The organism is Streptomyces sp. NPDC047085 (assembly GCF_040643735.1).
Lineage (GTDB): Bacteria > Actinomycetota > Actinomycetes > Streptomycetales > Streptomycetaceae > Streptomyces.
The window spans coordinates 943,079-966,674 of record NZ_JBEYUW010000002.1 but is presented as its reverse complement, the minus strand read 5'-3'; the positions used below and the strand labels follow the sequence as shown (position 1 = coordinate 966,674).

18 protein-coding genes and 2 pseudogenes are annotated in these 23,596 nt (G+C 68.8%); 17 read left to right on the top strand and 3 right to left on the bottom strand.

From position 1 onward, the window contains the following. Positions 1-6: 6 nt before the first annotated feature. Both ABZ865_RS10005 and ABZ865_RS10000 read left to right on the top strand, forming a co-directional pair. Complete coding sequence (locus tag ABZ865_RS10005) at positions 7-1,509, top strand: NAD-binding protein (RefSeq protein WP_361226622.1); 1,503 nt, start codon at positions 7-9, stop codon at positions 1,507-1,509. Positions 1,510-1,572: 63 nt separating this feature from the next. Further along, positions 1,573-1,923 (top strand): hypothetical protein, encoded by a 351-nt coding sequence (locus tag ABZ865_RS10000; protein ID WP_361226619.1) that lies wholly within the window; start codon positions 1,573-1,575, stop codon positions 1,921-1,923. A 16-nt stretch (positions 1,924-1,939) separates the two neighbouring features. Here ABZ865_RS10000 and ABZ865_RS09995 read toward each other — a convergent pair whose 3' ends face one another. Further along, positions 1,940-2,404: a hypothetical protein gene (locus tag ABZ865_RS09995; RefSeq protein WP_361226617.1), complete on the bottom strand. Its 465-nt coding sequence runs from the start codon at positions 2,402-2,404 to the stop codon at positions 1,940-1,942. A gap of 303 nt (positions 2,405-2,707) precedes the next feature. On the opposite strand from ABZ865_RS09995, the pseudogene ABZ865_RS09990 reads away from it, so the two are divergent. The 8 genes and pseudogenes from ABZ865_RS09990 to ABZ865_RS09955 all read left to right on the top strand — a co-directional run bounded on the left by ABZ865_RS09990 (position 2,708) and on the right by ABZ865_RS09955 (position 14,231). After that, positions 2,708-4,548 (top strand): annotated as a pseudogene (locus ABZ865_RS09990) (APC family permease). A gap of 246 nt (positions 4,549-4,794) precedes the next feature. Further along, positions 4,795-4,884 (top strand): K(+)-transporting ATPase subunit F, encoded by a 90-nt coding sequence (gene kdpF / locus ABZ865_RS09985; protein ID WP_361226615.1) that lies wholly within the window; start codon positions 4,795-4,797, stop codon positions 4,882-4,884. An 8-nt stretch (positions 4,885-4,892) separates the two neighbouring features. Next, positions 4,893-6,554 carry a potassium-transporting ATPase subunit KdpA gene (kdpA, locus tag ABZ865_RS09980; protein WP_361226612.1) on the top strand — a complete coding sequence of 554 codons (1,662 nt, stop codon included), beginning with the start codon at positions 4,893-4,895 and terminating at the stop codon, positions 6,552-6,554. Further along, positions 6,554-8,701: a potassium-transporting ATPase subunit KdpB gene (gene kdpB / locus ABZ865_RS09975; RefSeq protein WP_361226609.1), complete on the top strand. Its 2,148-nt coding sequence runs from the start codon at positions 6,554-6,556 to the stop codon at positions 8,699-8,701. Before kdpA ends, kdpB begins: the two co-directional genes overlap by 1 nt. A 5-nt stretch (positions 8,702-8,706) precedes the next feature. Continuing rightward, a complete protein-coding gene (locus ABZ865_RS09970; RefSeq protein ID WP_361226606.1) occupies positions 8,707-9,375 on the top strand; it encodes a potassium-transporting ATPase subunit C in 669 nt (222 codons plus the stop codon). A 79-nt stretch (positions 9,376-9,454) separates the two neighbouring features. Further along, complete coding sequence (locus ABZ865_RS09965; protein ID WP_361226603.1) at positions 9,455-10,138, top strand: response regulator; 684 nt, start codon at positions 9,455-9,457, stop codon at positions 10,136-10,138. Positions 10,139-10,140: 2 nt separating this feature from the next. Next, on the top strand, positions 10,141-12,681 hold the full coding sequence (locus ABZ865_RS09960; RefSeq protein ID WP_361226600.1) for a sensor histidine kinase KdpD: 2,541 nt from the start codon (positions 10,141-10,143) through the stop codon (positions 12,679-12,681). A 452-nt stretch (positions 12,682-13,133) separates the two neighbouring features. After that, a complete protein-coding gene (locus ABZ865_RS09955; protein WP_361226597.1) occupies positions 13,134-14,231 on the top strand; it encodes an IS110 family transposase in 1,098 nt (365 codons plus the stop codon). A 421-nt stretch (positions 14,232-14,652) separates the two neighbouring features. Here the strand turns inward: ABZ865_RS09955 and ABZ865_RS09950 are convergent. Continuing rightward, positions 14,653-15,239: pseudogene (locus ABZ865_RS09950) on the bottom strand (hypothetical protein); the annotation flags it as partial. Positions 15,240-15,445: 206 nt separating this feature from the next. Between ABZ865_RS09950 and ABZ865_RS09945 the strand changes: the two are divergent. Next, entirely contained in the window at positions 15,446-15,733 is a 288-nt protein-coding gene (locus ABZ865_RS09945; RefSeq protein ID WP_361226594.1) for a hypothetical protein, read from the top strand. 476 nt (positions 15,734-16,209) lie between these two features. On the opposite strand, the gene ABZ865_RS09940 is transcribed toward ABZ865_RS09945, so the two are convergent. Then, positions 16,210-17,439, bottom strand: coding sequence for a hypothetical protein (locus ABZ865_RS09940; RefSeq protein WP_361226591.1), 1,230 nt, complete (start codon positions 17,437-17,439; stop codon positions 16,210-16,212). Between the two features lie 599 nt (positions 17,440-18,038). On the opposite strand from ABZ865_RS09940, the gene ABZ865_RS09935 reads away from it, so the two are divergent. From ABZ865_RS09935 to ABZ865_RS09910, 6 genes are all read left to right on the top strand, one after another. Beyond that, on the top strand, positions 18,039-18,821 hold the full coding sequence (locus ABZ865_RS09935) for a GntR family transcriptional regulator (protein ID WP_361226589.1): 783 nt from the start codon (positions 18,039-18,041) through the stop codon (positions 18,819-18,821). A gap of 26 nt (positions 18,822-18,847) precedes the next feature. Further along, positions 18,848-19,354, top strand: a complete 507-nt coding sequence (locus tag ABZ865_RS09930) for a VOC family protein (protein ID WP_361227293.1) — start codon at positions 18,848-18,850, stop codon at positions 19,352-19,354. A 234-nt stretch (positions 19,355-19,588) separates the two neighbouring features. Then, positions 19,589-20,659 carry a hypothetical protein gene (locus tag ABZ865_RS09925; protein WP_361226586.1) on the top strand — a complete coding sequence of 357 codons (1,071 nt, stop codon included), beginning with the start codon at positions 19,589-19,591 and terminating at the stop codon, positions 20,657-20,659. 99 nt (positions 20,660-20,758) lie between these two features. Beyond that, positions 20,759-21,544: a glucose 1-dehydrogenase gene (locus tag ABZ865_RS09920; protein ID WP_361226583.1), complete on the top strand. Its 786-nt coding sequence runs from the start codon at positions 20,759-20,761 to the stop codon at positions 21,542-21,544. A gap of 96 nt (positions 21,545-21,640) precedes the next feature. Beyond that, complete coding sequence (locus tag ABZ865_RS09915; RefSeq protein WP_361226581.1) at positions 21,641-22,450, top strand: SDR family oxidoreductase; 810 nt, start codon at positions 21,641-21,643, stop codon at positions 22,448-22,450. Between the two features lie 5 nt (positions 22,451-22,455). Continuing rightward, positions 22,456-23,553, top strand: a complete 1,098-nt coding sequence (locus ABZ865_RS09910; RefSeq protein ID WP_361226578.1) for a hypothetical protein — start codon at positions 22,456-22,458, stop codon at positions 23,551-23,553. Positions 23,554-23,596 lie beyond the last annotated feature (43 nt).

The following is a 23,596-nucleotide window of genomic DNA, read 5'->3' as shown; positions in this document are numbered from 1 at the left end:
GACGGTGTGACGTCAACTCTGCATCTGCGCCCGGAACTTGGCCAGCGCTCCCAGCACATGGTCATCTGCGGTGACGACGGGCTCGCGCACCGGCTCGCCCTCGAACTGGACGCGGTGTGCGGCGAGTTCGTCACCGTGGTGCTGCCCTCCCGGGACGACGAGTACGGCGCCCAGATCGCCGCCCTGCACGCAGACCCGCGCTCCCCGGTCGAGCTGCTCGTCTCCGCCCGCCCGGACGAGCGGACCCTGCGGGCGCCCGGGGTCGAGCGGGCCGCCGCGCTCGCCCTCACCTACCGCGACGACCAGGTCAACATGACCGCGGCGCTGCTGGCCCGCACCCTCAACCCGTCGGTACGGCTGGTGGTGCGGATGTTCCACCGCGAGCGCGGACGCCACCTGGAGCGGCTGCTGGACCGCGCCGCCGGACTGTCCGAGGAGGCGGCGCAGGACACCTCCGCCACGGCGCTGTCGGACGCCGACACCGCCGTACCCGAACTCGTGGCGGCAGCCGCCGTCGGCCACGGTCACACCCTCCAGGTCGAGGGCAAGGTCTTCCGGGGGGTCGTCCGCCCGGCCGGGACGCCGGCGCAGGCCGCCGACCTCGCCACGCTCGCCGTGCTGTCCGGCGCCCACCAGGACGACCCGGCGAGCCAGGACAGCCCGGAGACGCCCGGCGAGGACGGCACCCAGCTGCTGCCGGACACCCTGACCGCCTACCACCGTCAGTTCACGCACGGCCGGCTGATGCTGGAGGAGGTCACTCACCACCATGCACCCGGACCGGGCCACCGCAGCCGCCGTGGCCGTGCCGGCGCGTGGCTGCGGGCACGGCTGGCCCACCTGCCGTGGAAGGTGTTTCTCTCCCGCGAGGTCACCGTCGTCTTCGGCGCGCTCGGGGCCATGGTGCTCGCCCTGGCCGCCGCCACGGCGCTGTTCGCGGACGAGCACCCGTGGTGGAAGAACCTCTACCTGCCGATGCTGGACATCTTCACCATGGGCGACCCGGCCACGAACGAGTCGGTCGCCCGCCGCATCCTCCAACTCGTCGCCGGTTTCGTCGGCCTGGCCGTGCTGCCGCTCGTCGTGGCCGCCACCCTGAACGCCACCGAAGCCTTCCGCGCCGCCTCCGCGACCCACCCGCCGGACGAGGACACCACCGGCCACATCGCCCTCGTCGGCCTCGGCAAGATCGGCACCCGGGTGCTCGCCCGGCTGCGCACCACCGACCACCCGGTCGTGGTGATCGAACGCGACCCGCACGCGCGGGGCGTCGCGCTCGCCCGCGAACTCGGCGTCCCCCTGATCCTCCAGGACGCCACCACCCCCGGCGCGCTGGACCTGGCCCGGGTACGGCACAGCCGCTCCCTGCTCGTCCTCACCCGCGACGACGGCCAGAACCTGGACATCGTCATGGCCGTCCGGGAGAGCAATCCCGATGTGCGGGTCGTCATGCGGCTGTACGACGACGACTTCGCGGCCACCGTCCAGCGCACCCTGCGCGCCTCCTAACCGGACGCGCTCACCCGCAGCCGAAGCGTTTCCGCACTGGCCGCCCCGTCCTTCGCCGCCGCCATGATGGGCCGCCATGTGCTGGGCGTGATGCCGGTGGAGCGGGGCTCGCTGTTGTTCACCTGCGTGGACGTGGCCGGTCACCCGGAGCTGGAGGGACGCTCGGTGCACGAGGCGTTCCGGGAGAACGAGTGGCGGGTGCTCGCCGTCGGAACCGCTGGCCCGGCGACGGACCCGTCCTCGGTGGACACCCTCACCGGACTCCGCTTCGACCGGCGGTCCGGCTTCGACTGGCGCCCTGCGCAGGGGCGGGTGCTGCGGGCCGGCGACCGCGTGGTGCTCGCGACCACGCGGCGCGGGCTGGACATCCTGATGTCGGGCGTGCAGCCGCATCCGTCGGACCGACGGGACTGAGGCGGCACCGGAAGCATCACTCCAGTCCGGATGCCCTGAACACGGCCAGCGCGGTCTCCCGGTCCATGCGGGCCGTAAGGTGCCGCAGCGCGGTCTGCCCGCACAGCAGCAGACCGTCGGCCGCGGCCTTCCGGACGCCCGCCTCGAAGCGGTGCCACAAGGCCGGGTTGTTCACCAGGACGACGGGATCGATCACGACGCGCGCGCCGAACGCGTCACGCAGCACGAGCCGTTGGGAGACGCCGTCCAGGCAGCGCACGGACACCAGCAGGTCGGTCCGGACCCGGCGCTCGCGCAGCAGCCACCGTGCGGTCAGCCAGTCATCACCGGCCGAGACACGGGCGGGAAGCAGCACGACGAACAGGAGCACAGCGAGTGCGAGCCACAACAGGCCGCGCCAGAACGTGAACCGGCCCGCGCCCCAGTCGATGAGCAGCAGAAGGGTGAGCAGCACGCCCGCGCACCGCACGGCATCCCTCACGTCCCGCCACCAACGGCGGTCGTACACCGCGCCCGCGGCTGATTCTGCGCGAGCGCCGGCCGGTGACCTGCGCGCTCTCTCGCGGCTTCCCATACCGGTGACGGTAGAGACCCGACGGACCGGATCCACGCATCTTGATGAGGCTCTGATGGCACATGCCCGTCAAGTTCCCATCAAGGTCGGTCGTACCAGCGCGAAGATCCCGCAAGGAACGGCCGAACACCGCCGGAAACGGTCAGAACCTGAGTGCACCGCGCACATGGCGATCCCGCTGAGCGGCGCATGACGAAGGAGTACCACCCCATGACCGTGCTGACCACCGAGCCGGATGCCGTCCCCGCCGGCGAGGAACCGCCTGATACCGGCGAACGCCACCGCCTGACCGCCGTCACGGGACTCGCGGCGCTGTCCCTGGACGCGATGGCTTCGGTGGCCTACGGCCCGGAGGCGATCGTGCTGGTCCTGGCAGGCGCGGGCGCGCACGGCCTCGGTTTCACCGTGCCGGTGACGGTGGCCATCGCGGCCCTGCTGGCGGTGCTGGTGGCCTCCTACCGGCAGGTGATCGCGGCCTTCCCGGACGGCGGCGGCTCCTACGCGGTCGCGAAGACGTATCTGGGGCCGCGGACCAGTCTGGTGGCGGCGGCCTCACTGATCCTGGACTACGTGCTCAACGTAGCCGTGGCGGTCACGGCCGGCGTGGCCGCGCTGACGTCCGCGTGCCCCGGCCTGTACGGCGACCGGCTGTGGCTGTGCCTGGCGGTGCTCGCCCTGATCACCGGGGTGAATCTGCGGGGCATCGTGGAGTCGGCGAAGGCGTTCATCGTGCCGACGGCCGTCTTCGTGGGCGCGATCTTCGTGCTGATCGGGGCTGGTCTGTTCCGCTCCGAGCCGGTCACTACGGCGACGGCCGCCGGGCATGCCTCGGTCGTCGCGGGCAACGCCACCGGCGTGGGTGTCCTGCTCCTGCTGAAGGCTTTCGCTTCCGGGTGTTCCGCCCTGACCGGCGTCGAGGCCTCGCCAACGCCGTCCCCTCCTTCCGCGTCCCGCGCGTGCGGCGGGCCCAGCGGGCGGAGGTCGCGCTCGGCGCCGTACTCGGCCTGATGCTGATCGGTCTGGCGGTGCTGATCGGGCGCTTCCACCTCCAGCCGGTCGCGGGCGTCACGGTGCTGGCCCAACTCGCGGATGCCTCGCTGGGCCACAACTGGGCTTTCTACGTCATCCAGTTCGCGACAATGATCCTGCTGGCGCTGTCGGCGAACACGTCCTTCGGCGGGTTGCCCGTGCTGCTGAAGCTGCTCGCCCGCGACAACTACGCACCGCACGTCTTCGCCCTGAAGGCCGACCGTCAGGTGCACCGGCACGGTGTGCTCGCCCTCGCCGTCGTCTCCGCCGCGCTGCTGGTCTTCTCCGGAGGGGACACCAACACCCTGGTGCCGATGTTCGCCATCGGTGTGTTCGTCGGCTTCACGATCGCGCAGGTCGGCATGGTCCGGCACTGGCGTCGCGAGCGGGGCCGTGGCCGGCGCGGAAAGGTGCTGCTCAACGGCTTCGGCGCGCTGCTCACCGGTGTCTCGACGGTCGTCGTCACGGCGAGCAAGTTCGCGGAGGGTGCCTGGCTGATCGTGGTGGCGCTGCCCCTGCTCGTCGCCGCGTTCGTCATCGTCCACCGTGCCTACGGCCGCATCGGCGAGCGACTCGGCCTGGGCCGCATCCCCGAGCCCCCGCACCGCAACCGCTCCCTGGTGATCGTGCCGGTGTCCTCGCTGTCCCGGCTCACCTCCGAGGCACTGACGGCCGCAGCCTCCCTCGGCGACGAGGTCCGTGCCGTCACGGTCTGCCACTCCGACCCCGAGGACCGCGCCCACCTGCACGCCCTGGAGCGGGCCTGGGCCGAGTGGGACCCGGGTGTGCCCCTGGTGGGGCTTTCCTGCGAGCGGCGCAGCCTGGGCCGTCCCATTGCGGCATACGTCCGTGAGGTGGCCGCAGCCGAGCCCGGCACCCGGGTCACCGTGCTGATTCCGGAGACCGAGCCGGAGAGGCTGTGGCAGCGGCTGCTGCATAACCAGCGGGGCGCGGTCGTCGCGCACGCGGTGCGACGGGAGACGGACGCGGTGATCTGCCGCCTCCGCTTCCGGCTGCTCTGAACAGAAACGGCCTGTTACCGGCGGTACGGCTCGGCAGCCGTAAGAGTTCCGTCAAAGCCGTGGGCGAGGCCGTAAGAGGGCCGTCAACGAGGGTCCGGATCCGGCCAGGGACGCGGTTTCCTCTAACCGTCCCTGTTCCACCCCCGAACCTCTTCAGGAGTTCACGATGGCCGATCTGGCCTTCGTCGTCACCGTGCTCGCGGGCTTCGCGCTGGTGGCTCTCGTCGCCCGGGGGGTGACGAAGCTGTGACCGTCGAGAACGTCGTCGGCCTGGTCGTGGCCGTCGCCCTGCTGGGCTATCTCGCCCTCGCCCTGATCTTCCCGGAGAGGTTCTGAGCACAGACATGAGTCCAGAACTCGCAGGCTTCCTCCAGCTGCTCGCCCTCATAGGCGCACTGGCGCTCGCCTACATCCCCCTTGGCAACTACATGGCCAAGGTCTACTCCTCGAAGAAGCACCTGCGGGTGGAGAAGTGGATCTACAAGGCCATCGGTGCCAACCCCGACGCCGAGATGACCTGGCCCGCGTATCTGCGCGGTGTCCTGGCCTTCTCCGCCGTCAGTGTCCTCTTCCTCTACCTGCTCCAGCGGCTCCAGGGCGTCCTGCCCGGCTCGATGGGCTTCTCCTCGGTCAACCCGGCGCAGTCGTTCAACACTGCTGTCTCGTTCGTGACCAACACCAACTGGCAGTCGTACTACGGCGAACAGACCATGGGTCACGTCGTGCAGACCGCGGGTCTCGCCGTGCAGAACTTCGTCTCCGCCGCCGTCGGCATCGCCGTCGCGGTGGCGCTGGTGCGCGGCTTCGCCCGCTCACGCACCGGTGAGCTGGGCAACTTCTGGAGCGACCTGGTCCGGGGCACGCTGCGCATCCTGGTGCCGGGTGCCGCCATCGCCGCGATCATCCTCGTGGCGTGCGGTGCGATCCAGAACTTCTCCGGCATCCACGAGGTCGGTCAGTTCATGGGCGGCTCGCAACAGTGGAACGGCGGCGCGGTCGCCTCGCAGGAAGCGATCAAGGAGTTCGGTACGAACGGCGGCGGCTACTTCAACGCGAACTCCGCCCACCCCTTCGAGAACCCGACCCCCTTCACCAACCTCTTCGAGGTCTTCCTCATCCTCGTCATCCCCTTCTCGCTGACCCGCACCTTCGGCGTGATGGTCGGCAACGTGAAGCAGGGGTACGCCATCCTCGCCACGATGGTCACCATCTGGCTGGGCTTCACGGTCCTGATGATGTGGACCGAGTTCGCCCACCACGGCCCGGCGCTGCAGGCGGCCGGTGGTGCGATGGAGGGCAAGGAGATCCGCTTCGGCGTCGGCTCGTCGTCGATCTTCGCGACCTCGACCACGCTCACCTCGACCGGTGCGGTGGACTCCTTCCACTCCTCCTTCAGCGGCCTCGGCGGCGGTATCGCCATGCTCGGCATGATGCTGGGCGAGATCGCGCCCGGCGGTACCGGCTCCGGCCTGTACGGCATGCTGATCATGGCCGTGATCGCGGTGTTCATCGCCGGTCTGATGGTGGGCCGTACGCCGGAGTACCTGGGCAAGAAGATCGGCGGCCGCGAGATGAAGCTAGCCGCGGCCTACATCCTGATCACCCCGGCGCTCGTGCTGGTCTTCACGGCGGCCTCCATGGCGCTGCCGACGCCGCCGCACTCGATGCTCAACTCCGGTGCGCACGGATTCTCCGAGGTGCTGTACGCGTTCACGTCGGCGTCGAACAACAACGGTTCGGCCTTCGCCGGTCTGAACGCGAACACGGACTGGTTCAACACCATGACCGGGCTCGCGATGCTGCTCGGCCGCTTCCTGCCGATGGTGTTCGTCTTGGCGCTGGCCGGCTCGCTCGCCGAGCAGACGCCGGTGCCGGTCACCGCGGGCACCCTGCGCACCGAGAAGCCGCTGTTCACCGGCCTGCTGGTGGGCGCGATCCTGATCATCACCGGTCTCACGTACTTCCCGGCCCTCGCCCTGGGCCCGCTCGCGGAAGGACTGGCGTGATGACCACCCGTACAGAGAAGACAGAGAACCCAGAGGACTCCATGTCCACAGCCACACCCACCAGGGCGCCGCACAGCGACGTCCCCACCGGGCACAAGCCGGCCGAGAGCCGTGTCGGAGCGGGTCTGTTCGACCCCAAGGCGCTGGTCAAGTCGCTGCCGGACGCCTTCCGCAAGCTGGACCCGCGGGTGATGGTCAAGTCGCCCGTGATGTCCGTGGTGTGGATCGGCTCGGTGCTGACCACGGTGTTCTCCCTCAAGGACCCGACCGATTGGTTCGGCTGGACCATCAGCGCCTGGCTGTGGCTGACCGTGGTCTTCGCCAACCTGGCGGAGGCGGTCGCCGAGGGCCGTGGCAAGGCACAGGCGGACACCCTGCGCAAGGCCAAGACCGACACGGTCGCGCGCCGGCTGCTCGCGGACGGCACGTCCGAGGAGCAGGTTGCGGGCACCGAGCTGAAGATCGGTGACCTGGTCGTCTGCGAGGCCGGTGACGTGATCCCCGGTGACGGTGACGTCGTCGAGGGTGTCGCGTCGGTGGACGAGTCGGCGATCACGGGTGAGTCCGCCCCGGTGATCCGTGAGTCCGGTGGTGACCGTTGTGCCGTCACGGGCGGTACGAAGGTCCTGTCCGACCGGATCGTCATCAAGATCACGACGAAGCCCGGTGAGACCTTCATCGACCGGATGATCAACCTGGTCGAGGGCGCGGCCCGGCAGAAGACGCCGAACGAGATCGCGCTGAACATCCTGCTGGCGTCGCTGACCATCGTGTTCCTGCTGGCGGTGGCCACCCTGCCGCCGTTCGCGAACTTCGCGGGCACCCACCTGACGATGGTGGTCCTCGTCGCCCTGCTGGTCTGCCTGATCCCGACCACGATCGGCGCCCTGCTCTCCGCGATCGGCATCGCGGGAATGGACCGCCTGGTCCAGCGCAATGTGCTGGCCATGTCCGGTCGTGCTGTCGAGGCCGCCGGTGACGTGTCGACTCTGCTGCTGGACAAGACGGGCACCATCACCCTCGGCAACCGCCAGGCCGCCGAGTTCGTGCCGGTGAAGGGCACCACCGAGGCGGAGGTCGCTGACGCGGCCCAGCTGTCCTCGCTGGCCGACGAGACGCCCGAGGGCCGCTCCATCGTCGTACTGGCGAAGGAGAAGTACGGGCTGCGCGAGCGCCACCAGGGCGAGCTGGTCGGCGCCGAGTGGATCGAGTTCACCGCCCAGACCCGTATGTCGGGCGTGGACGTCGACGGCCGGAAGATTCGCAAGGGTGCCACGGCCTCGGTCATCGCCTGGGTCGAGGAGCAGGGCGGCACGGTCGCCAAGGACGCGGACGCGACAGCCAACCGCATCTCCGAGGCTGGCGGCACCCCGCTGCTGGTCGCCGTCCACGACGACAAGGGCGCCCGCGTCCTAGGCGTCATCTACCTCAAGGACGTCGTCAAGGAAGGCATGCGGGAGCGGTTCGTGGAACTGCGCCGCATGGGCATCAAGACGGTCATGATCACGGGTGACAACCCGCTGACCGCCAAGGCGATCGCCGAGGAGGCGGGCGTCGACGACTTCCTTGCCGAGGCCACTCCCGAGGACAAGATGGCCCTCATCAAGCGGGAGCAGGCGGGCGGCAAGCTGGTCGCGATGACCGGTGACGGCACGAACGACGCCCCGGCCCTTGCGCAGGCGGACGTCGGAGTGGCGATGAACACCGGTACGTCGGCCGCGAAGGAGGCCGGCAACATGGTTGACCTCGACTCCAACCCGACCAAGCTGATCGAGATCGTCGAGATCGGCAAGCAGTTGCTGATCACGCGCGGTGCGCTGACCACCTTCTCCATCGCCAACGACGTGGCGAAGTACTTCGCGATCATCCCGGCGCTGTTCGCGGCGGTCTATCCGGGCCTGGACAAGCTGAACATCATGCACCTGTCCTCGCCGAACTCCGCGATCCTGTCCGCGGTCGTCTTCAACGCGCTGATCATCATCGCGCTGGTGCCGCTGTCCCTGAAGGGCGTGCGCTACCGGCCGATGAGCGCCGACAAGATGCTGCGGCGCAACCTCGGGATCTACGGCATCGGCGGACTGGTCGCGCCCTTCATCGGCATCAAGATCATCGACATGCTCATCTCCCTCATCCCCGGGATCGGCTGATCGCCATGAACAACTCCGTAACCAACACCGTCCGGTTGCTCGGGGCGGGCCTGCGCGCCCTCCTCGTGCTGACCCTGGTGACGGGCGTCATCTACCCGCTGGTTGTCACCGGCATCGCCCAGGGGCTGTTCCACGACAAGGCGAACGGCTCCGAGATCAAGGCGGACGGCAAGGTCGTCGGCTCGTCCCTGATCGGGCAGTCGTACAGCCTCCCGCTGAAGAAAGGGCAGGACACCCCGGACGCGGACCTGAAGTGGTTCCAGGGCCGCCCGTCGAACGGGCTAGGCGCCAACAGCGTCAACACGCAGTACAAGCTGATCCTGTCCGGTGCCACCAACCTGTCCGCCGACAGCAAGGTGCTGATCAAGCAGGTCGAGGACGCCAAGGCCGCGGTCGTCAAGGACAACTCGGTGCCCGGCTACGCCGTCAAGCCCTCGGACGTGCCCGCCGACGCGGTCACCTCCTCCGGTTCTGGCCTGGACCCGGACATCTCCCCGGCCTACGCCGACCTCCAGGTCCACCGGGTCGCCGCGAAGAACGGCCTGTCCGTCTCCGCGGTGGAGAGGTTGGTCAAGGACCACACCGAGGGCCGGACCCTGGGCTTCATGGGCGAGCCCCGGGTGAACGTCCTGGAGCTGAACATCGCGCTCAAGGACCTTGTGGCGAAGAAGTGACCGCCTTACGCGATCCGCGACGGGAGTCGGCACCTCGGGGTGCCGACTCCCGCAGGCATGACAGGAGAGGCACACACCCATGACCAGGGTGCTCGTGGTGGAGGACGACCCGCAGCTCGTACGGGCCCTCGTGATCAACCTGCAGGCACGTCACTACGGCGTGGACGCCGCCCCCGACGGAGCCACCGCGCTCCGCCTGGCCGCCGCCCGCCAGCCGGACGTGGTGATGCTCGACCTCGGCCTGCCCGACATGGACGGCGTCGACGTCATCAAGGCCCTGCGCGGCTGGACCCGTGTCCCCATCCTGGTCCTCTCCGCCCGCCAGGCGTCCGACGAGAAGGTCGCGGCCCTCGACGCCGGCGCCGACGACTACGTCACCAAGCCGTTCAGCATGAACGAACTACTCGCCCGGTTGCGCGCCGCAGTCCGCCGCACCGAGGACACCCCGCTGGTCCCCGAGACGACGCTGGTGGAGACGGAGGACTTCACCCTCGACCTCCTCGCGAAGAAGGCCGTACGGGACGGGCGGGACGTCCGCCTGACCCCGACCGAATGGCACCTGCTGGAGATCCTGGTCACCAACCCGGGCCGGCTCATCACCCAGAAGCAGCTGCTCCAGGAGGTCTGGGGGGTTTCGCAGAGCAACAAGACCAACTACCTGCGCGTCTACATGGCCCAGCTGCGACGCAAACTGGAATCGGACCCCTCCCACCCCCGCTATCTCATCACCGAGCCCGGCATGGGCTACCGCTTCGAAGGGTGAACATGGCACGCGGCAAGCTCCGGATCTACCTCGGCGCGGCACCCGGGGTCGGCAAGACCTACGCCATGCTTTCCGAGGCGCACCGCCGGGTGGAGCGGGGCACCGACTGCGTCGTCGCCTTCCTCGAGCACCACAGGCGGCCGCGCACCGAGGTGATGCTGCGCGGCCTGGAACAGGTGCCGCGCAAGGAGATCGAGTACCGGGACAGCACCTTCACCGAGATGGACGTCGACGCCGTCCTGGCCCGCCGCCCACAGGTGGCCCTGGTCGACGAACTCGCCCACACCAACGTCCCCGGCTCGCGCAACGCCAAGCGCTGGCAGGACGTGGAGGAGCTGCTCGCCGCCGGCATCGACGTGATCTCGACGGTCAACATCCAGCACCTCGAATCGCTGGGTGACGTCGTGGAGTCGATCACGGGCGTACGGCAGCGCGAAACCGTGCCGGACGAGGTCGTACGGCGCGCCGACCAGATAGAGCTGGTCGACATGTCCCCGGAGGCGCTGCGCCGCCGCATGGCGCACGGCAACATCTACAAGCCGGACAAGGTCGACGCGGCCCTGTCCAACTACTTCCGCCCCGGCAACCTCACCGCCCTGCGCGAGTTGGCGCTGCTGTGGGTGGCCGACCGGGTCGACGCGTACCTGACCGAGTACCGTGCCGAGCACCGCGTCTCCACGATCTGGGGCTCGCGCGAGCGGATCGTCGTCGGCCTGACCGGCGGACCGGAGGGCCGCACCCTCATCCGCCGGGCCGCGCGCCTGGCGGAGAAGGGCGCCGGCGGTGAGGTACTGGCGGTCTACATCTCCCGCAGCGACGGCCTGACCTCGGCCTCCCCGAAGGAACTGGCCGTCCAGCGCACCCTGGTAGAGGACCTGGGCGGCACCTTCCACCATGTCGTCGGCGACGACATATCGAACGCTCTGCTGGACTTCGCCCGAGGCGTCAACGCCACCCAGATCGTCCTCGGTGTCTCCCGCCGCAAGGGCTGGCAGTATGTCTTCGGACCCGGCGTCGGCGCCACCGTGGCCCGGGAATCCGGCCCTGACCTGGACGTCCACCTCATCACCCACGACGAGGCGGGCAAGGGCCGCGGTCTGCCCGCCCCCGGCAGGGGCGCGCGGCTCGGCCGGGCCAGGCTCATCTGGGGCTGGCTGACCGGCCTCGGCGGCCCGCTGCTGCTGACCTGGCTCCTGAGCAGCCTCGTCCCCGAGGTGGGGCTCGCCAACGACATGCTGCTGTTCCTGACCATGACGGTGGCGGCAGCCCTGCTCGGCGGCCTCTTCCCCGCACTGGCCTCGGCGGTGGCCGGATCCCTCCTGCTGAACTGGTACTTCACCCCACCGGTCCACACCTGGACGATCGCCGACCCGAAGAACATCGTCGCCATCGCCGTGTTCTTCGGCGTCGCCGTGTCCGTCGCGTCCGTGGTGGACCTGGCGGCCCGCCGCACCCACCAGGCGGCCCGGCTCCGCGCCGAGTCGGAGATCCTCTCTTTCCTCGCGGGCAACGTCCTGCGCGGCGAGACCACCCTGGAAGCCCTCCTGGACCGGGTCCGCGAGACCTTCGGCATGGAGTCGGCGGCCCTCCTGGAACGGGAGAGCGACATTGCGCCCTGGACCTGTGCCGGCAGCGTCGGCCCCCGCCCCTGCACCACGCCCGACGACGCGGACGTCGACGTCCCGGTCGGCGACCACATGTCACTCGCCCTCTCCGGCCGTGTTCTGGCCGCCGAGGACCGCCGGGTGCTCGCGGCGTTCGCCGCGCAGGCCGCCGTGGTCCTGGACCGCCAGCGCCTTCAGCAGAAGGCCGACGAGGCCAAGGAGCTGGCCGAGGGCAACCGCATCCGCACCGCCCTGCTCGCCGCCGTCAGCCACGACCTGCGCACCCCGCTCGCCGGCATCAAGGCCGCCGTCACCTCCCTCCGCTCGGACGACGTCGAATGGTCGCCCCAGGACCAGGCCGACCTCCTGGAGGCCATCGAGGAGGGCGCCGACCGCCTGGACCACCTCGTCGGCAACCTCCTGGACATGTCCCGCCTCCAGACCGGCACGGTCACGCCGATCATCCGCGAGACCGACCTGGACGAGGTGATCCCGATGGCGCTGGGCGGCGTACCGGAGGACAGCGTCGACCTCGACGTTCCGGAGACCCTCCCGATGGTCGACGTCGACCGCGGCCTGCTGGAACGCTCGGTCGCCAACGTCGTGGAGAACGCGGTCAAGTACAGCCCGCCGGGTGAGCGGGTCCTGGTCTCGGCCAGCGCGATCGCCGACCGGGTTGAAGTCCGCGTCGTGGACCGCGGCCCCGGCGTCCCGGACGAGGCCAAGTCCCGCATCTTCGAACCGTTCCAGCGCTACGGCGACTCCCCCCGCGGTGCCGGCGTCGGCCTAGGTCTCGCGGTGGCCCGCGGCTTCGCGGAGGCCATCGGCGGCACCCTCAACGCCGAGGACACCCCCGGCGGCGGCCTAACCATGGTCCTCACCCTGCCGACGGCACCCGGGCGTCGCCCGGAGGAGCCCGAGCGAGTGGCCACGGCGTGAGAGGGGGCTGCTCCGGAGCCTCGGATGCGGCCCGAGCCGGACGAACCGGCCGCTCGGCGGCCGGCTGCTCGTGCGTCGGCGCGGCGAGCATCTCGCGCAGCAGCTGAACACTTCTGGCCAGCCACTCACCGATAGAGGGTCGTCCGTCGGCCGACCGTCCGTGCCGCAGCCGACGTAAGACAGCCGGTACAGCGAGCCGCACGCGATGTCCGTCAACGCCGGTCACAACTGGCCGAAGAGTCAATGCATTGTCAGTCCGCCGACGCCAGATTGAGCGCCGGTTCGTTCGAAGGCACCCGTCAGCGATCGAGTCATGTCGCTGTGCCGGGATCGATGGGACGGTTGGGGCAGCGCCGTCCCGGACGGGGGTCTGACTCATGAGATCTATGACCGAAGTGTCCAGTCACAGACCTGTCGACTGCCGTCACATCACCAGGCAGGAGGCGAACACCATGACGACCAGACAACGCAGCACCTCTTCCAGCACAGATCCGCCGGTTCGGCGCGAGATCGTCCTGGGCGTGGACACGCACGGCGAGGTTCACGTCGCCGCCGTGATCTCCTCGCTGGGGAAGATCTTGGGGACCGAGTCCTTTCCGGCGACAGCGGCCGGCTACCGGCAGCTGCTCGTGTGGGCCCGTAAGCGAGGGACGGTGCGTCGGGCCGGTGTGGAGGGCACCGGCACCTTCGGCGTGGGCCTGTCTCGCTACCTGCTGGCGCAGCAGGTCGAGGTGTACGAGGTGAACCGGCCCGACCGCTCGGCCCGTCGGTTGCTGGGGAAGTCGGACCCGCTCGACGCGCAGGCCGCCGCTCGAGCGGTGCTCAGTGGCCGCGCCCGGGCTCGGGCCAAGTCCGGCGACGGTCCGGTGCACAGCGCCCGGATCTTCAAGCTCGCCAAGGACTCCGCGGTCAAGGCCCGTACCCAGGCGATCAACCAGCTCAAAGCCGTCCTGGTCATCGCCGATCCCGCCCTGCGGGAACGGCTGTCCAGCCTGGGCAACCGCGAGCTGTTCCGCACGTGCGCACGCCTCGGCCTATCCGGCGGTGGGGGAGACGAGGACGCGGTGACCCAGGCCACCCACCTGACGTTGCGCATGCTCGCCGAGCGCATCGAACAGTTCACCGGGCAGATCGATGAGCTGAACCAGCGCCTGACCCGGCTCGTCGAAGCCCACGGCCCACAGCTACTCGTACCGGTGGGCATCGGTCCGGACAGCGCCGTCACTCTCCTGATCACCATGGGGGACAACCCCGAGCGGCTGAATACGGAGGCGTCCTTTGCTGCCCTTTGCGGAGTTAGCCCCATCGAGTACTCCTCTGGCCGTCGGAGAACGCGTCGGCTCAACTACGGCGGCGACCGTCAGGCCAACGCCGCCCTGCACCGCATCGTGTTCACCCGGCTGCGCCACGACCCCCGTACCCAGGCGTACTACGAACGCCGCACCCAGGAAGGCAAGACCCGACGCGAGATCATCCGATGCCTCAAGCGATATGCGGCCCGCGAGGTCTTCAACCTGGTCAGACCAGTTTCTCGCGTCCCCGCGTTATAGGGGCGTCTGTGCGACGAAAAGCCCCGCGGGTGCGGCTCTGCGGGGCTGCTGAGTAGGCGGGATTCCATGTCCGTCGCGGGCACCGTTGCACTCGGGTTCTCCTCTCTTGAGCACCGAAGCAAGGACGCGGTGCCGACACGTGTTTTACGGCCGACACGCAGCATCCGACCCGGGAACTCTTCGTGCCCAATCGGGTCGTATCCTTCACGTCTGCAAAGCCCAGCCTGTCGGCGCCTGCGGAGGCGTCCGCGGCACTGTGGAGGCGTCCGCGGCACTGTCCTTTCCCTCCGATGTTGCGCGACCTGCGTGGAGCGCTCGCGACGGCATTGCCGGAGGGGACGGTCGCCAGCCTGCCATGCGTCACGGCGGAGGACTTTGCCCGCCTCACCGCGCGACCGGATCGCTCCTTTGGGTCTTGTAACTCCGCCAAGGCCGGGACGGCGAGGGACTGGCCCCATAGTGTTGCCGCGTCCAGCCCTCGTGGCGCCATGCCCCAGTCTCGGGAAAGACTTCCCCGAGGCTTGCTGTCACCAGCTCCTGCCTGATGGTTTCGGTGTCCGGCGTGGCGACACGGGGTGCGGACTGGGCAGCGAGCGCGTCCAGCGAGGCGTTCAGAGCGGACCACGCATCCGCAAGACGAGGGTCTTCGATCACGAGAGCGGCTCGACCGACCGGCGCGGCATTGACCAGTTCCATCTCGTCCGCCCGCCACATCACCGGCTCACCCGGCTTGCGCCAAGCGAGCCCTGTGTACCACCCGAGCATGACGACTCCGCTCAGGACAGCAGCCGATTCGGGGCCGTTCCACCCCTGGGCGCCGATCCGGTCGAACCCTCGCCGCTCGATGCGCACCCATGTATTGCGGTCCGTCCGTGCCCCAATCGTCCGGCGCTTGCGCACCGCTGTCTCGCGGTCGAGACGTACCTGCAGCGACCGCTCCACACGCTCCAGCACCCTGTCAAGCGGTTCCCGGCGTAGATCAACAGCACGAGGCACAGGCAGCGTCATATGCGGGACCGTAGCAAGCACGCAGGGGCCGAATCCCGAGATGGGCAGCCGCCTCGGCTATGCGGCAGCGCCAGCCGTTGACGTCCGCCGAGCGGCCGGTCTGACTCCCCCCAGCCCACGCACTCGTCACCCTAGGGATAAGACCAGGACACCGCTTGGGTCGGAGCCGCCTCGTCGAACGGGGCTGAACCGACACAATGGGCGGCATGACGATCTCACCCCTGCGGGAAGCCGCACGCGTCATCGCCCTTGACGATACCCAGCGGGTCCTCCTGCTGCGCTACCACGAGGGCGGAGGCTACTGGGCCACTCCCGGCTGTTCCCTGGAAGTAAAGGAGGACCACGCCGCCGCCGCGCTCGCCCTGTCGCTCGACTCCACCGCCAACCGCCTGCTGCTGACTGGTCAGGTCACACGCGCTAGCCGGATGGGTCGGCGGCCATCCGGCCCTGCGCCGCAGCCTGCTCGAACGGCCGGGGATGCGACGCCCAGGTAGGTAGTGCGCCAACTGGGCCGGGGCCACACCCCGTTGGGGGCGTGCTTTGCGGCGTAGCGGGCACCGAGTCCGTCTCGGTGAGAGTGACGTCGGCCGCGCGGGCGTTCTTCCATGCGGCGGCGCTGCGGGTGGCGACGCCGACCGCAATGTCCGGGTCCCGTTCGGGGGTCCCGCCTCAAGCGATGTCAACGACGCCAGAACACGGCACACGCGAATATCCGGTGCGTCGGCGAACAGTCCATGGCCAGGCTCAAGGCTGCCGCCGCCTGCACAAACAGCGCTGCAGCACCAACCGCATCACCGCACTCGCCGAGACCGTCCTCGTCCCTCACCTTGCGGTCGCGGCAGATGAAAACCCCGCACAGTCATTTGATCCCCAGGACGCGGCGAGGGACGCCATTCGACTTCGCCTCGGCCGAGGTGACCGGGGTCATGCGAGGGCGGGGCGGGGGTGACGCCCAAGCTCTCCTCGTCGGTCATCGCCCAGAGGTTGTTTCCGCGGCGAAGCGGGCAAAGATCTCCGATACCCGCCGGAAACCCTCGGTCCGCTTCCACGGCGGCATCTGCTGTGAGCGCGGGTCGCTTGCTGGATAGGAGCTGACGATCGCGAAGCTCGCCATGTCCAGATCCTTCGCGCCCTCACCAGTCGGGAGCGCCGGCTTGGAGAACTCGAACACGAACAGGGCGTCAACCTTCGCGTCCGTCATCAGGTTGATCTGCGTTTCGATGTACTCGGCCTGCTCGGCTTCGTCTCGCTTCGGGACCATGCCGTCCGCCCATATTCCTGTGCCGTCAGGGTTCGCACCCTGGAGTACGGCGAAGCCGCCGGCGCCCCGCGCGCCGGCCCCCACGTACTTGCAGCATCCGAACTCCGTGGTGGCGATCCGTTTGCCGTGCTTGTGGTGGCGCTTGAATATCGCGCGGTACTCCTTCTCCGTCTGGCTGTCCCGGTACGCGTCGAGTCCGACGATGTCGAAGGGGCTCCAGTCGACGTCCTCCCAAAGCCCCGCCGCGTACGACACGGCGCCGTGGAAGTTCCTGCGGACTGCCACTACGTAGGAGCGGAGAGTCTCGTTGAGCAACTCGGCCTTCTCGGCGAGGGTCTTCAGCGCCTCGGGCGAGCCCGGCGGCGTATACGCGAGGCGCGCTTGTTCGCCCAGCCACGCACCCCTCTCCGCGTATGAAGCACCGGGGTAGATACCGTCGGTGAAGATCGTGAGCTCGCACCCGACGAGGAAGACGATGTCCACTCCCTCGCGCCGCAGTCGCTCGGCTGCCTGCGCCGCCTGCGCGACGTAGCTCCGCGTCTCGTCGAGGCCCGCGTTCATCTTCCACGGGTTGAAGTAGACGGTCAGGCCGGCAGCGTGGGCGATTCGCGTCGCGGTCACGAGGCGGTCGATCACTTCGCCTTCGATACGGATGGCATTGGCGTGGAGCTCGCTCGCGATCGAGTGGATGTCGTATCGGGCCAGATCCTCATCGAAGGGTTCGACGGACAGGCCCTCGGGACCGTACCTCAGGCCGACGTCGTAGACGACGCCGTAGTGCCGCGGCCGATGTGGGATCGAGCGCTGCGATGCCTGACTGGGAGCAGGGCTCTGCGCGGGCGTCGATCCGCTGATGGCGTTGAGCGCAAACGGTAGGGCGGCGACACCGCCGGCCGAGTACCGCAGCAGTTCTCTTCGGGCGATCGGGGATGAAGTCATGCTTGCCTCCGCTCGTGACATACGTGCTGGCGTGACGGGCAAGGGCTTCGGCCGTGCCCGTAGTGGTCTGGCGGGCTTCCACATGGTCGCGTCCGCTGTCGGACCGGGATCGGGCAGGTCGACGATGCCGTGGCCGCTAGCAAAGCAACCGTCACCGAGTATTGCAATACTGTGAGATTGGGTTTCAAATAATTAAATCTTGGCGGGGAGGTTCGCGGGTGGAGGCATGTCGGCCAACGCTTGCGGGCCGACCCGTCCAAGCGCACAGTCCTGCTGTTTGGGATCCAGGATCCGGGAGGGAGGTGATCCCGTGTGCGATCTGGCCTGTGCGCCTCGAGGCTGGCCTTCAACGGCGCATCGGGGGCTGTGCATGCCGAGGGGGCGCATCGGTCTGGCGGAGCGCGATTGGCTCTGACCAGGTGATTTCTAGGTGCGTGGCTCCTGACGTGTCGGCTGCCGAACGTAACCCGGGCGTCGCCTGCGTGTACCTCCCGTGCAACCTGGGTGCCCTATGTGAAGGGTTGACTTTCGGTGGGGCGGCATCCACGCTGGCCAGAGATCAGTCGGATCCTGGATCCGGGAATTTCCACAGGAGTGACATGTCTGTCGCAGTGAGCATGCTTCGACAAGTCGGCACCGGCGCCTCGGCGCCGCGCGACCGGCGAGCGACTCGCGACTGGGTGCTGCGTCAGCTCTACGAGTGGATCTTCAGCGGTGACATCAAACCTGGGGTCCCCTTGTCGGAGACGGACCTCGCACAGCGTGTCGGAGTCAGCCGGCAGCCGATCCGTGAAGCCTTGCGCCAACTGGAGAGCGACGGCCTGATCGAGGAGGCGGCCGGCAACGGTGCTCGTGCAGTCGTCGTGTTCGAAAAGCGGCACATCACGGAGATCTATTCGATCCGCGCGGCGCTGGAATCAGTGAGCTTCCGCGCCGCGTGCTCCCGGATCACGGATGAGCAACTCGCCGACCTGGAGCGAGTGCAGGCCGAGCTGGAAGGCAGGCTCCGCCACGGTGCGCCGGACCCGGGCAAGTACGACGCGGCCCCCGATTTCCGCTTCCACGAAATCGTGGCCGAGGCCGCCGGGATGCCCCAGCTCCATGCCTTCCTGGTGAACGTATGGATCAAGACGTGGGCTCTCCTCAACCAGGTGCAGCTGGCCGGCACTTACCCCAACGAGAGAGAGATCGCTGACTCCTACCGGGATCGGCGACTGCTGCTGGACCTGCTGCGGGAGCGCGACGCGGAACGGGCCGCCGCGGCGGTCGTGACACACGTCAACCGCCGCAAGACCCAGCTGACAGCGGCCATCGACTCCGGGCGGGGCGGGTTCCGCCTTCCCGGTGTTTCGTCACCCGGCCAGGCCGCGGTCTTCGCATGATTTCCCATGAGCAATGGAGCTGAGTGATGGCGGTTCTCGGAGTGCTGCACGTCGGACTCACGGTGTCCGACCTGGACCGGTCGTCTGACTGGTACTGCCACGCGTTCGGTCTGAAGGAAGTGCACCGGCAGACGGGGGACAACGACTACACCCGCACCCTGGTGGGCATCCCCGGGGCCGCGCTGCGGGTCGCCCAACTGGCGATGCCTGACCAAGGGGCAGTGTGGCCGTCGAGCCACACGATCGAGCTCATTGAATACGTCAGGGAGCCCGGCGGTCGGGTGGCGCCGCTCCCCAACGATGTCGGTGCGAGCCACCTCGCGTTCGTCGTGGACGACATCGAAGCCATCTGCGCGCGGATCACGGCCTCCGGTGGAGTCCTGCGGAACCCGCCGACCGAAGTAACAGCAGGCGTCAACCGCGGGAGCCGGGCCTGCTACCTGCATGATCCCGACGGTCACACGCTCGAACTCATGGAATACGGCGCCGAGCGGGCTGCGGCGTTGCGCCCCGCGGCGACAACGACCACGTGAACCGGACGGCGAAGCCACGCGGAGACGGCAGCAGGGCTGCGTGAACCGCGCGTCCAGCCCACGGCGCCCCGGCCGTGAGGCGCCCTCCGGCATTCGACGGCGGTCGCCCGCGATCGCCGCATCCATGCCCCAGGCCCCGTGCTGCGCGCATCCGGGCTGCAGCTATGAGCGAGATCCCCACGCACGCTCAGGGCTGAGTGCGCCATCACCCCAACCCATCAAGGAGTAAGTCCCATGAAGTACCGCGGTGTTGTATACGACGTTGGTCTGCGGTTCACCCCGGAGGCGCTGTCAGTTGACCCCTTCTCTCGTGAGCTTGTCGAGCACGACATGCGTGCGATCGCCGACACGCTGCACGCCAACGCCGTGCGCATCGAAGGGGAGGACATCGACCGGCTGGTGACCGCGACGCAGATTGCGCACGCGTGCGGCCTCACGGTCTTCTTCAACCCGTGGAAGATGAACGCGAACGTCGACGCCACCGTCGCATACCTCGCGGAGGCCGCCAAGGCAGCCGAGCAGCTCAGGAGCGACGGTGTCGACCTCGTCTTTGTCACGGGCTGCGAGTACACGATCTTCAGCGAGGGGATCTACCCCGGCTCGTCGTGGGCCGAGCGCGGTATGTGGATGGCCACCCAGCTGGGAGGCGCCCCCTCGGGCCCGCCGGCGTCCTTCCCCGATCCGATGCCGGAGAAGGCGAAGCTGCTCAACAAGGCCCTCAAGTCCTTCGCTGAGACGGTCCGGGCCGGCTTCCACGGACCGGTCACCTATTCCGCAGGGGCGTGGGAGGACGTCGACTGGAGCCTGTTCGACCTCGTAGGAGTCGACTACTACCGCCGCGGCGAGACGGATGAGGACTACGTCGGCGGTCTGGACTTCCACCGCCACGGCAAGCCGCTCGCCGTCATGGAGGTCGGCTGCTGCGCGTACGAGGGTGCAGGCGCCTTCGGCGACGGTGGCTTCGCCGTTCTGCAAGGAGCGAACCCCGACGGCACTGCCATCTGGCGCGACGGAGTCGCTCCCGTACGCAGTGAACGCGAGCAGGCCGACTACGTCGGGCGCCAGCTCGAACTCCTGAACGCAGCAGGCGTCGACGCCGTGTTCGTCTTCTGCTTCTCCTTCCCCGCGATGCGCACAGGTGAGGGGGACAGGGACCTCGACCGAGCAAACTTCGCCCTGGTCAAGACCTACCCGGAGGACGACCCGAGGTCGAAGGCCATGCCGCCCTGGGAGCCGAAGGAGGCGTTTCACCGGGCCGCCGAGTTCTTCAGGCGCGAGGCCCAAACCGCCGAGCCGGCGAACTGACCGCACCACGGACACCCGCGACCGTGGGACTGCCACGCACCAAAGGGAGTCCCGGAGATGCCGTGGCTGATCCACTGAACCAAGGAACAGGAGCTAGCCATGGATGGAGAGCTGGCGGGACGGGTCGCTCTCGTCACCGGAGCCGCGGGAGGCATCGGCGAGGCCACCGCTCGCCGACTGGCCGCACTGGGCGCGCAGGTCGTCTGTGCCGACGTCCGCTTCGCTGAGGCAGCGGTGGTCGCCTCGGAAATCGGCGACGCGGCCATCGCGATCAACCTCGACGTGACCGAGCAAGCGCAGTGGAACGGGGCCTTCGCCGCCGCGCGGAGCGCCTTCGGCCCCGTGAACATTCTGGTGAACAACGCCGGGGTGATGCCCTGCGCGTCGATCGCCGACACCACGGACGAGGACTTCGAGCGTGTCGTCGACGTCAACTTCCGCGGCCCATTCCTCGGCATGCGTACGGCAGGCCGCGAGATGCCCGAGACCGGGGGCGGCGTGATCGTCAACGTGGGCTCCGTCGTGGCGACGACCCCCGTCGAGACGCTCGGCGTCTACGCGGCGACCAAGGGTGGTATCGCGGCGATGTCGAAGGTCGCGGCGATGGAGCTGGGACCCAAGGGCGTACGCGTGTGCGTGGTACGGCCCGGCACCATCGCGACGCCGATGAGTGGTCCGGAAGCGCCGGAAGCCCCCTTCAACCGGGTCCTCGCCCTTGGCCGGATCGGCTATGCCTCCGACATCGCGGACGCCATCGCGTTCGCCGCCTCGGACCGCGCTTCCTATCTCACCGGCACCGAGATCACCGTCGACGGCGGCTGGACCGCCGGACGGTACGCCGCAGAAGTCGTCGGCGCGGGAGCTTCCCTCGGCGTCATGGCCTGAGCCGCCACCGACGGCTGCGACATCAGCAGGCGGTGGGCCGCGGCCCCACCTGATCCGCCTGCAAGCCCAGCTTGAACTTCAACAGAGGACGGAGACATGGCAGGAGAAGACGAAGGGCCTGTTGCCCTGGTCATCGGCGGCGCGAGCGGGATCGGTGAAGCGACCGCCGATGAGCTGGCGCAGCAGGGGTGGCGCGTGGTCGTGGCCGACCGGGACACCGAAGGCGCCGAGCGTGTCGCCACTCGAATAGGGAAGACCGGACCGGCAGCCCATTGGGTTGGCGTGGATGTCACCAGCACCTCATCGGTGGAGGCCGCGACGCGCGACGCGGCCGAGCGCTGGAATCGACTCGACGCCGTGATCCCGTGCGCCGGCGTCATCGACCCGTCGCCGTCAGACGCACTTGAGGACGATGCGCTGCTCCGGATGCTCGACATCCACCTGGTCGGCACGATCCGCTGTCTGCGTGCGGCCTTTCCATATCTTCGCGAGGCCGCAGAGCCGGCGATCGTCGCCATCTCTTCGGTGGCAGCGCACATCGGCACTCCGCACCGCCTCTCCTACGCCGCGGCCAAGGGCGGTGTCGAGTCGGTCGTGCGGACCCTGGCAGTGGAGTGGGCTCCGTCCGGGATCCGTATCAATGCCGTCGCTCCCGGCTGGGTGAAGACGCCCATGATCGCCACAGCGATCGATGCCGGCCGGCTCGATGCCAGCACGCTCGAGAAGCTCAGCCCGTTCGAGCGGTTGGCCGAGCCCGTGGAGGTCGCGCGGGCGATCGCCTTCCTCGCCTCGCCGGCCGCCAGTTACGTCAGCGGCACCACGCTGCTCGTCGACGGCGCACTCACCGTACGCGGTCCGTGGCCGCAGGGGGTCGTCCCGCCTCCCGTCCGCGGACACCGAAGCTGAAAAGAATGTCCACCACAGAGAAAGGCCAGAGGATGAAGTACTACGGAGTCGTCTACGACATCGGCTTTCGGGTGTTCGGAGAGGGCCCTTCGTCCGTCGAACCCTTCGTCCCGGACGTGGTCCGCAATGACATGCGAGTCATCGCGGAAGAGTTGCACGCCAACGCGGTGCGCATCGAGGGCGAGGACCTCGACCGGCTGATGCTCGCGAGCCGGGCGGCGATCGATGCGGGACTCGCCGTCTTCTTCTCGCCGTGGAAGATGAACGTGGACCTCGAAACCTCCAAGCAGTACATCGCCGAGGCTGCGGCGCTGGCGGAGCAACTTCGCCAGGACGGCGCGGACATCGTGTTCATCACCAACTGCGAGTACTCGATCTTCTGCGACGGCGTGTATCCGGGATCGAACATCTTCGAGCGCAGTGCGTGGGCGAAGAGCTACTTCGAGAACGGTGCACTGCCGCTGACACCGCAGGGGCTGCACGACGATCTCCGCGAGCCGCACCGTCGACTCAACGACGATCTCCGCGAACTCGCGGCCACCGTACGGGAGTCGTTCCGCGGACCGGTCACGTACTCCTCCGCTTCCTACGAAGACGTCGACTGGACGATCTTCGATCTCACCGGTCCGAACTTCTACCGGGAGCGCCAGAACGATGAGGAGTACCTCGCCGGGCTCGAGTACTACCGCTCCTTCGGAAACCCGGTGATCGTGCCGGAGTTCGGGAGCTGCACCTACGTCGGCGCGGCGGACCTGGGCGCCCGGGGCTGGCGGGTCGTGGAGGACGTGCTCCCCGACGGCTCCGCCGTGTGGCAGAACGGCACCGTGCCGACGCGCAGCGAGCGCGAGCAGGCCGACTACATCGAGCGCCAGCTCACCTTCTTCGAGGAGCACGACGTGTACGCCGCGTTCGTCTTCCTCTTCTCCCAGATCAGCCGCCCCGGCGGCGAAGGGGAACGTGACCTCGACCTCGGTTCCTACGCGCTCGTGCGGCACTTTCCGCCCGAAGATCCCCGAGCGCAGGACACCCAGCCTTGGGAACGCAAGGAGTCCTTCCACCGAGTCGCCGAGACGTTCCAGAAGCTGGGCGCTTCGAACGGCTGAGCTGGCTCGGGTCTGAAGGGGGTGGGCCAGAACCGGTCCTGGC

Coding starts and splice junctions, on each gene's coding strand:
- ABZ865_RS10000 (WP_361226619.1), top strand. CDS start 1,573: ATGATGGGCCGCCATGTGCTGGGCGTGATGCCGGTGGAGCGGGGCTCG.
- kdpA (WP_361226612.1), top strand. CDS start 4,893: ATGAGTCCAGAACTCGCAGGCTTCCTCCAGCTGCTCGCCCTCATAGGC.
- kdpB (WP_361226609.1), top strand. CDS start 6,554: ATGACCACCCGTACAGAGAAGACAGAGAACCCAGAGGACTCCATGTCC.
- ABZ865_RS09970 (WP_361226606.1), top strand. CDS start 8,707: ATGAACAACTCCGTAACCAACACCGTCCGGTTGCTCGGGGCGGGCCTG.
- ABZ865_RS09965 (WP_361226603.1), top strand. CDS start 9,455: ATGACCAGGGTGCTCGTGGTGGAGGACGACCCGCAGCTCGTACGGGCC.
- ABZ865_RS09960 (WP_361226600.1), top strand. CDS start 10,141: ATGGCACGCGGCAAGCTCCGGATCTACCTCGGCGCGGCACCCGGGGTC.
- ABZ865_RS09955 (WP_361226597.1), top strand. CDS start 13,134: ATGACGACCAGACAACGCAGCACCTCTTCCAGCACAGATCCGCCGGTT.
- ABZ865_RS09945 (WP_361226594.1), top strand. CDS start 15,446: ATGACGATCTCACCCCTGCGGGAAGCCGCACGCGTCATCGCCCTTGAC.
- ABZ865_RS09940 (WP_361226591.1), bottom strand. CDS start 17,439: ATGACTTCATCCCCGATCGCCCGAAGAGAACTGCTGCGGTACTCGGCC.
- ABZ865_RS09935 (WP_361226589.1), top strand. CDS start 18,039: ATGTCTGTCGCAGTGAGCATGCTTCGACAAGTCGGCACCGGCGCCTCG.
- ABZ865_RS09930 (WP_361227293.1), top strand. CDS start 18,848: ATGGCGGTTCTCGGAGTGCTGCACGTCGGACTCACGGTGTCCGACCTG.
- ABZ865_RS09925 (WP_361226586.1), top strand. CDS start 19,589: ATGAAGTACCGCGGTGTTGTATACGACGTTGGTCTGCGGTTCACCCCG.
- ABZ865_RS09920 (WP_361226583.1), top strand. CDS start 20,759: ATGGATGGAGAGCTGGCGGGACGGGTCGCTCTCGTCACCGGAGCCGCG.
- ABZ865_RS09915 (WP_361226581.1), top strand. CDS start 21,641: ATGGCAGGAGAAGACGAAGGGCCTGTTGCCCTGGTCATCGGCGGCGCG.
- ABZ865_RS09910 (WP_361226578.1), top strand. CDS start 22,456: ATGTCCACCACAGAGAAAGGCCAGAGGATGAAGTACTACGGAGTCGTC.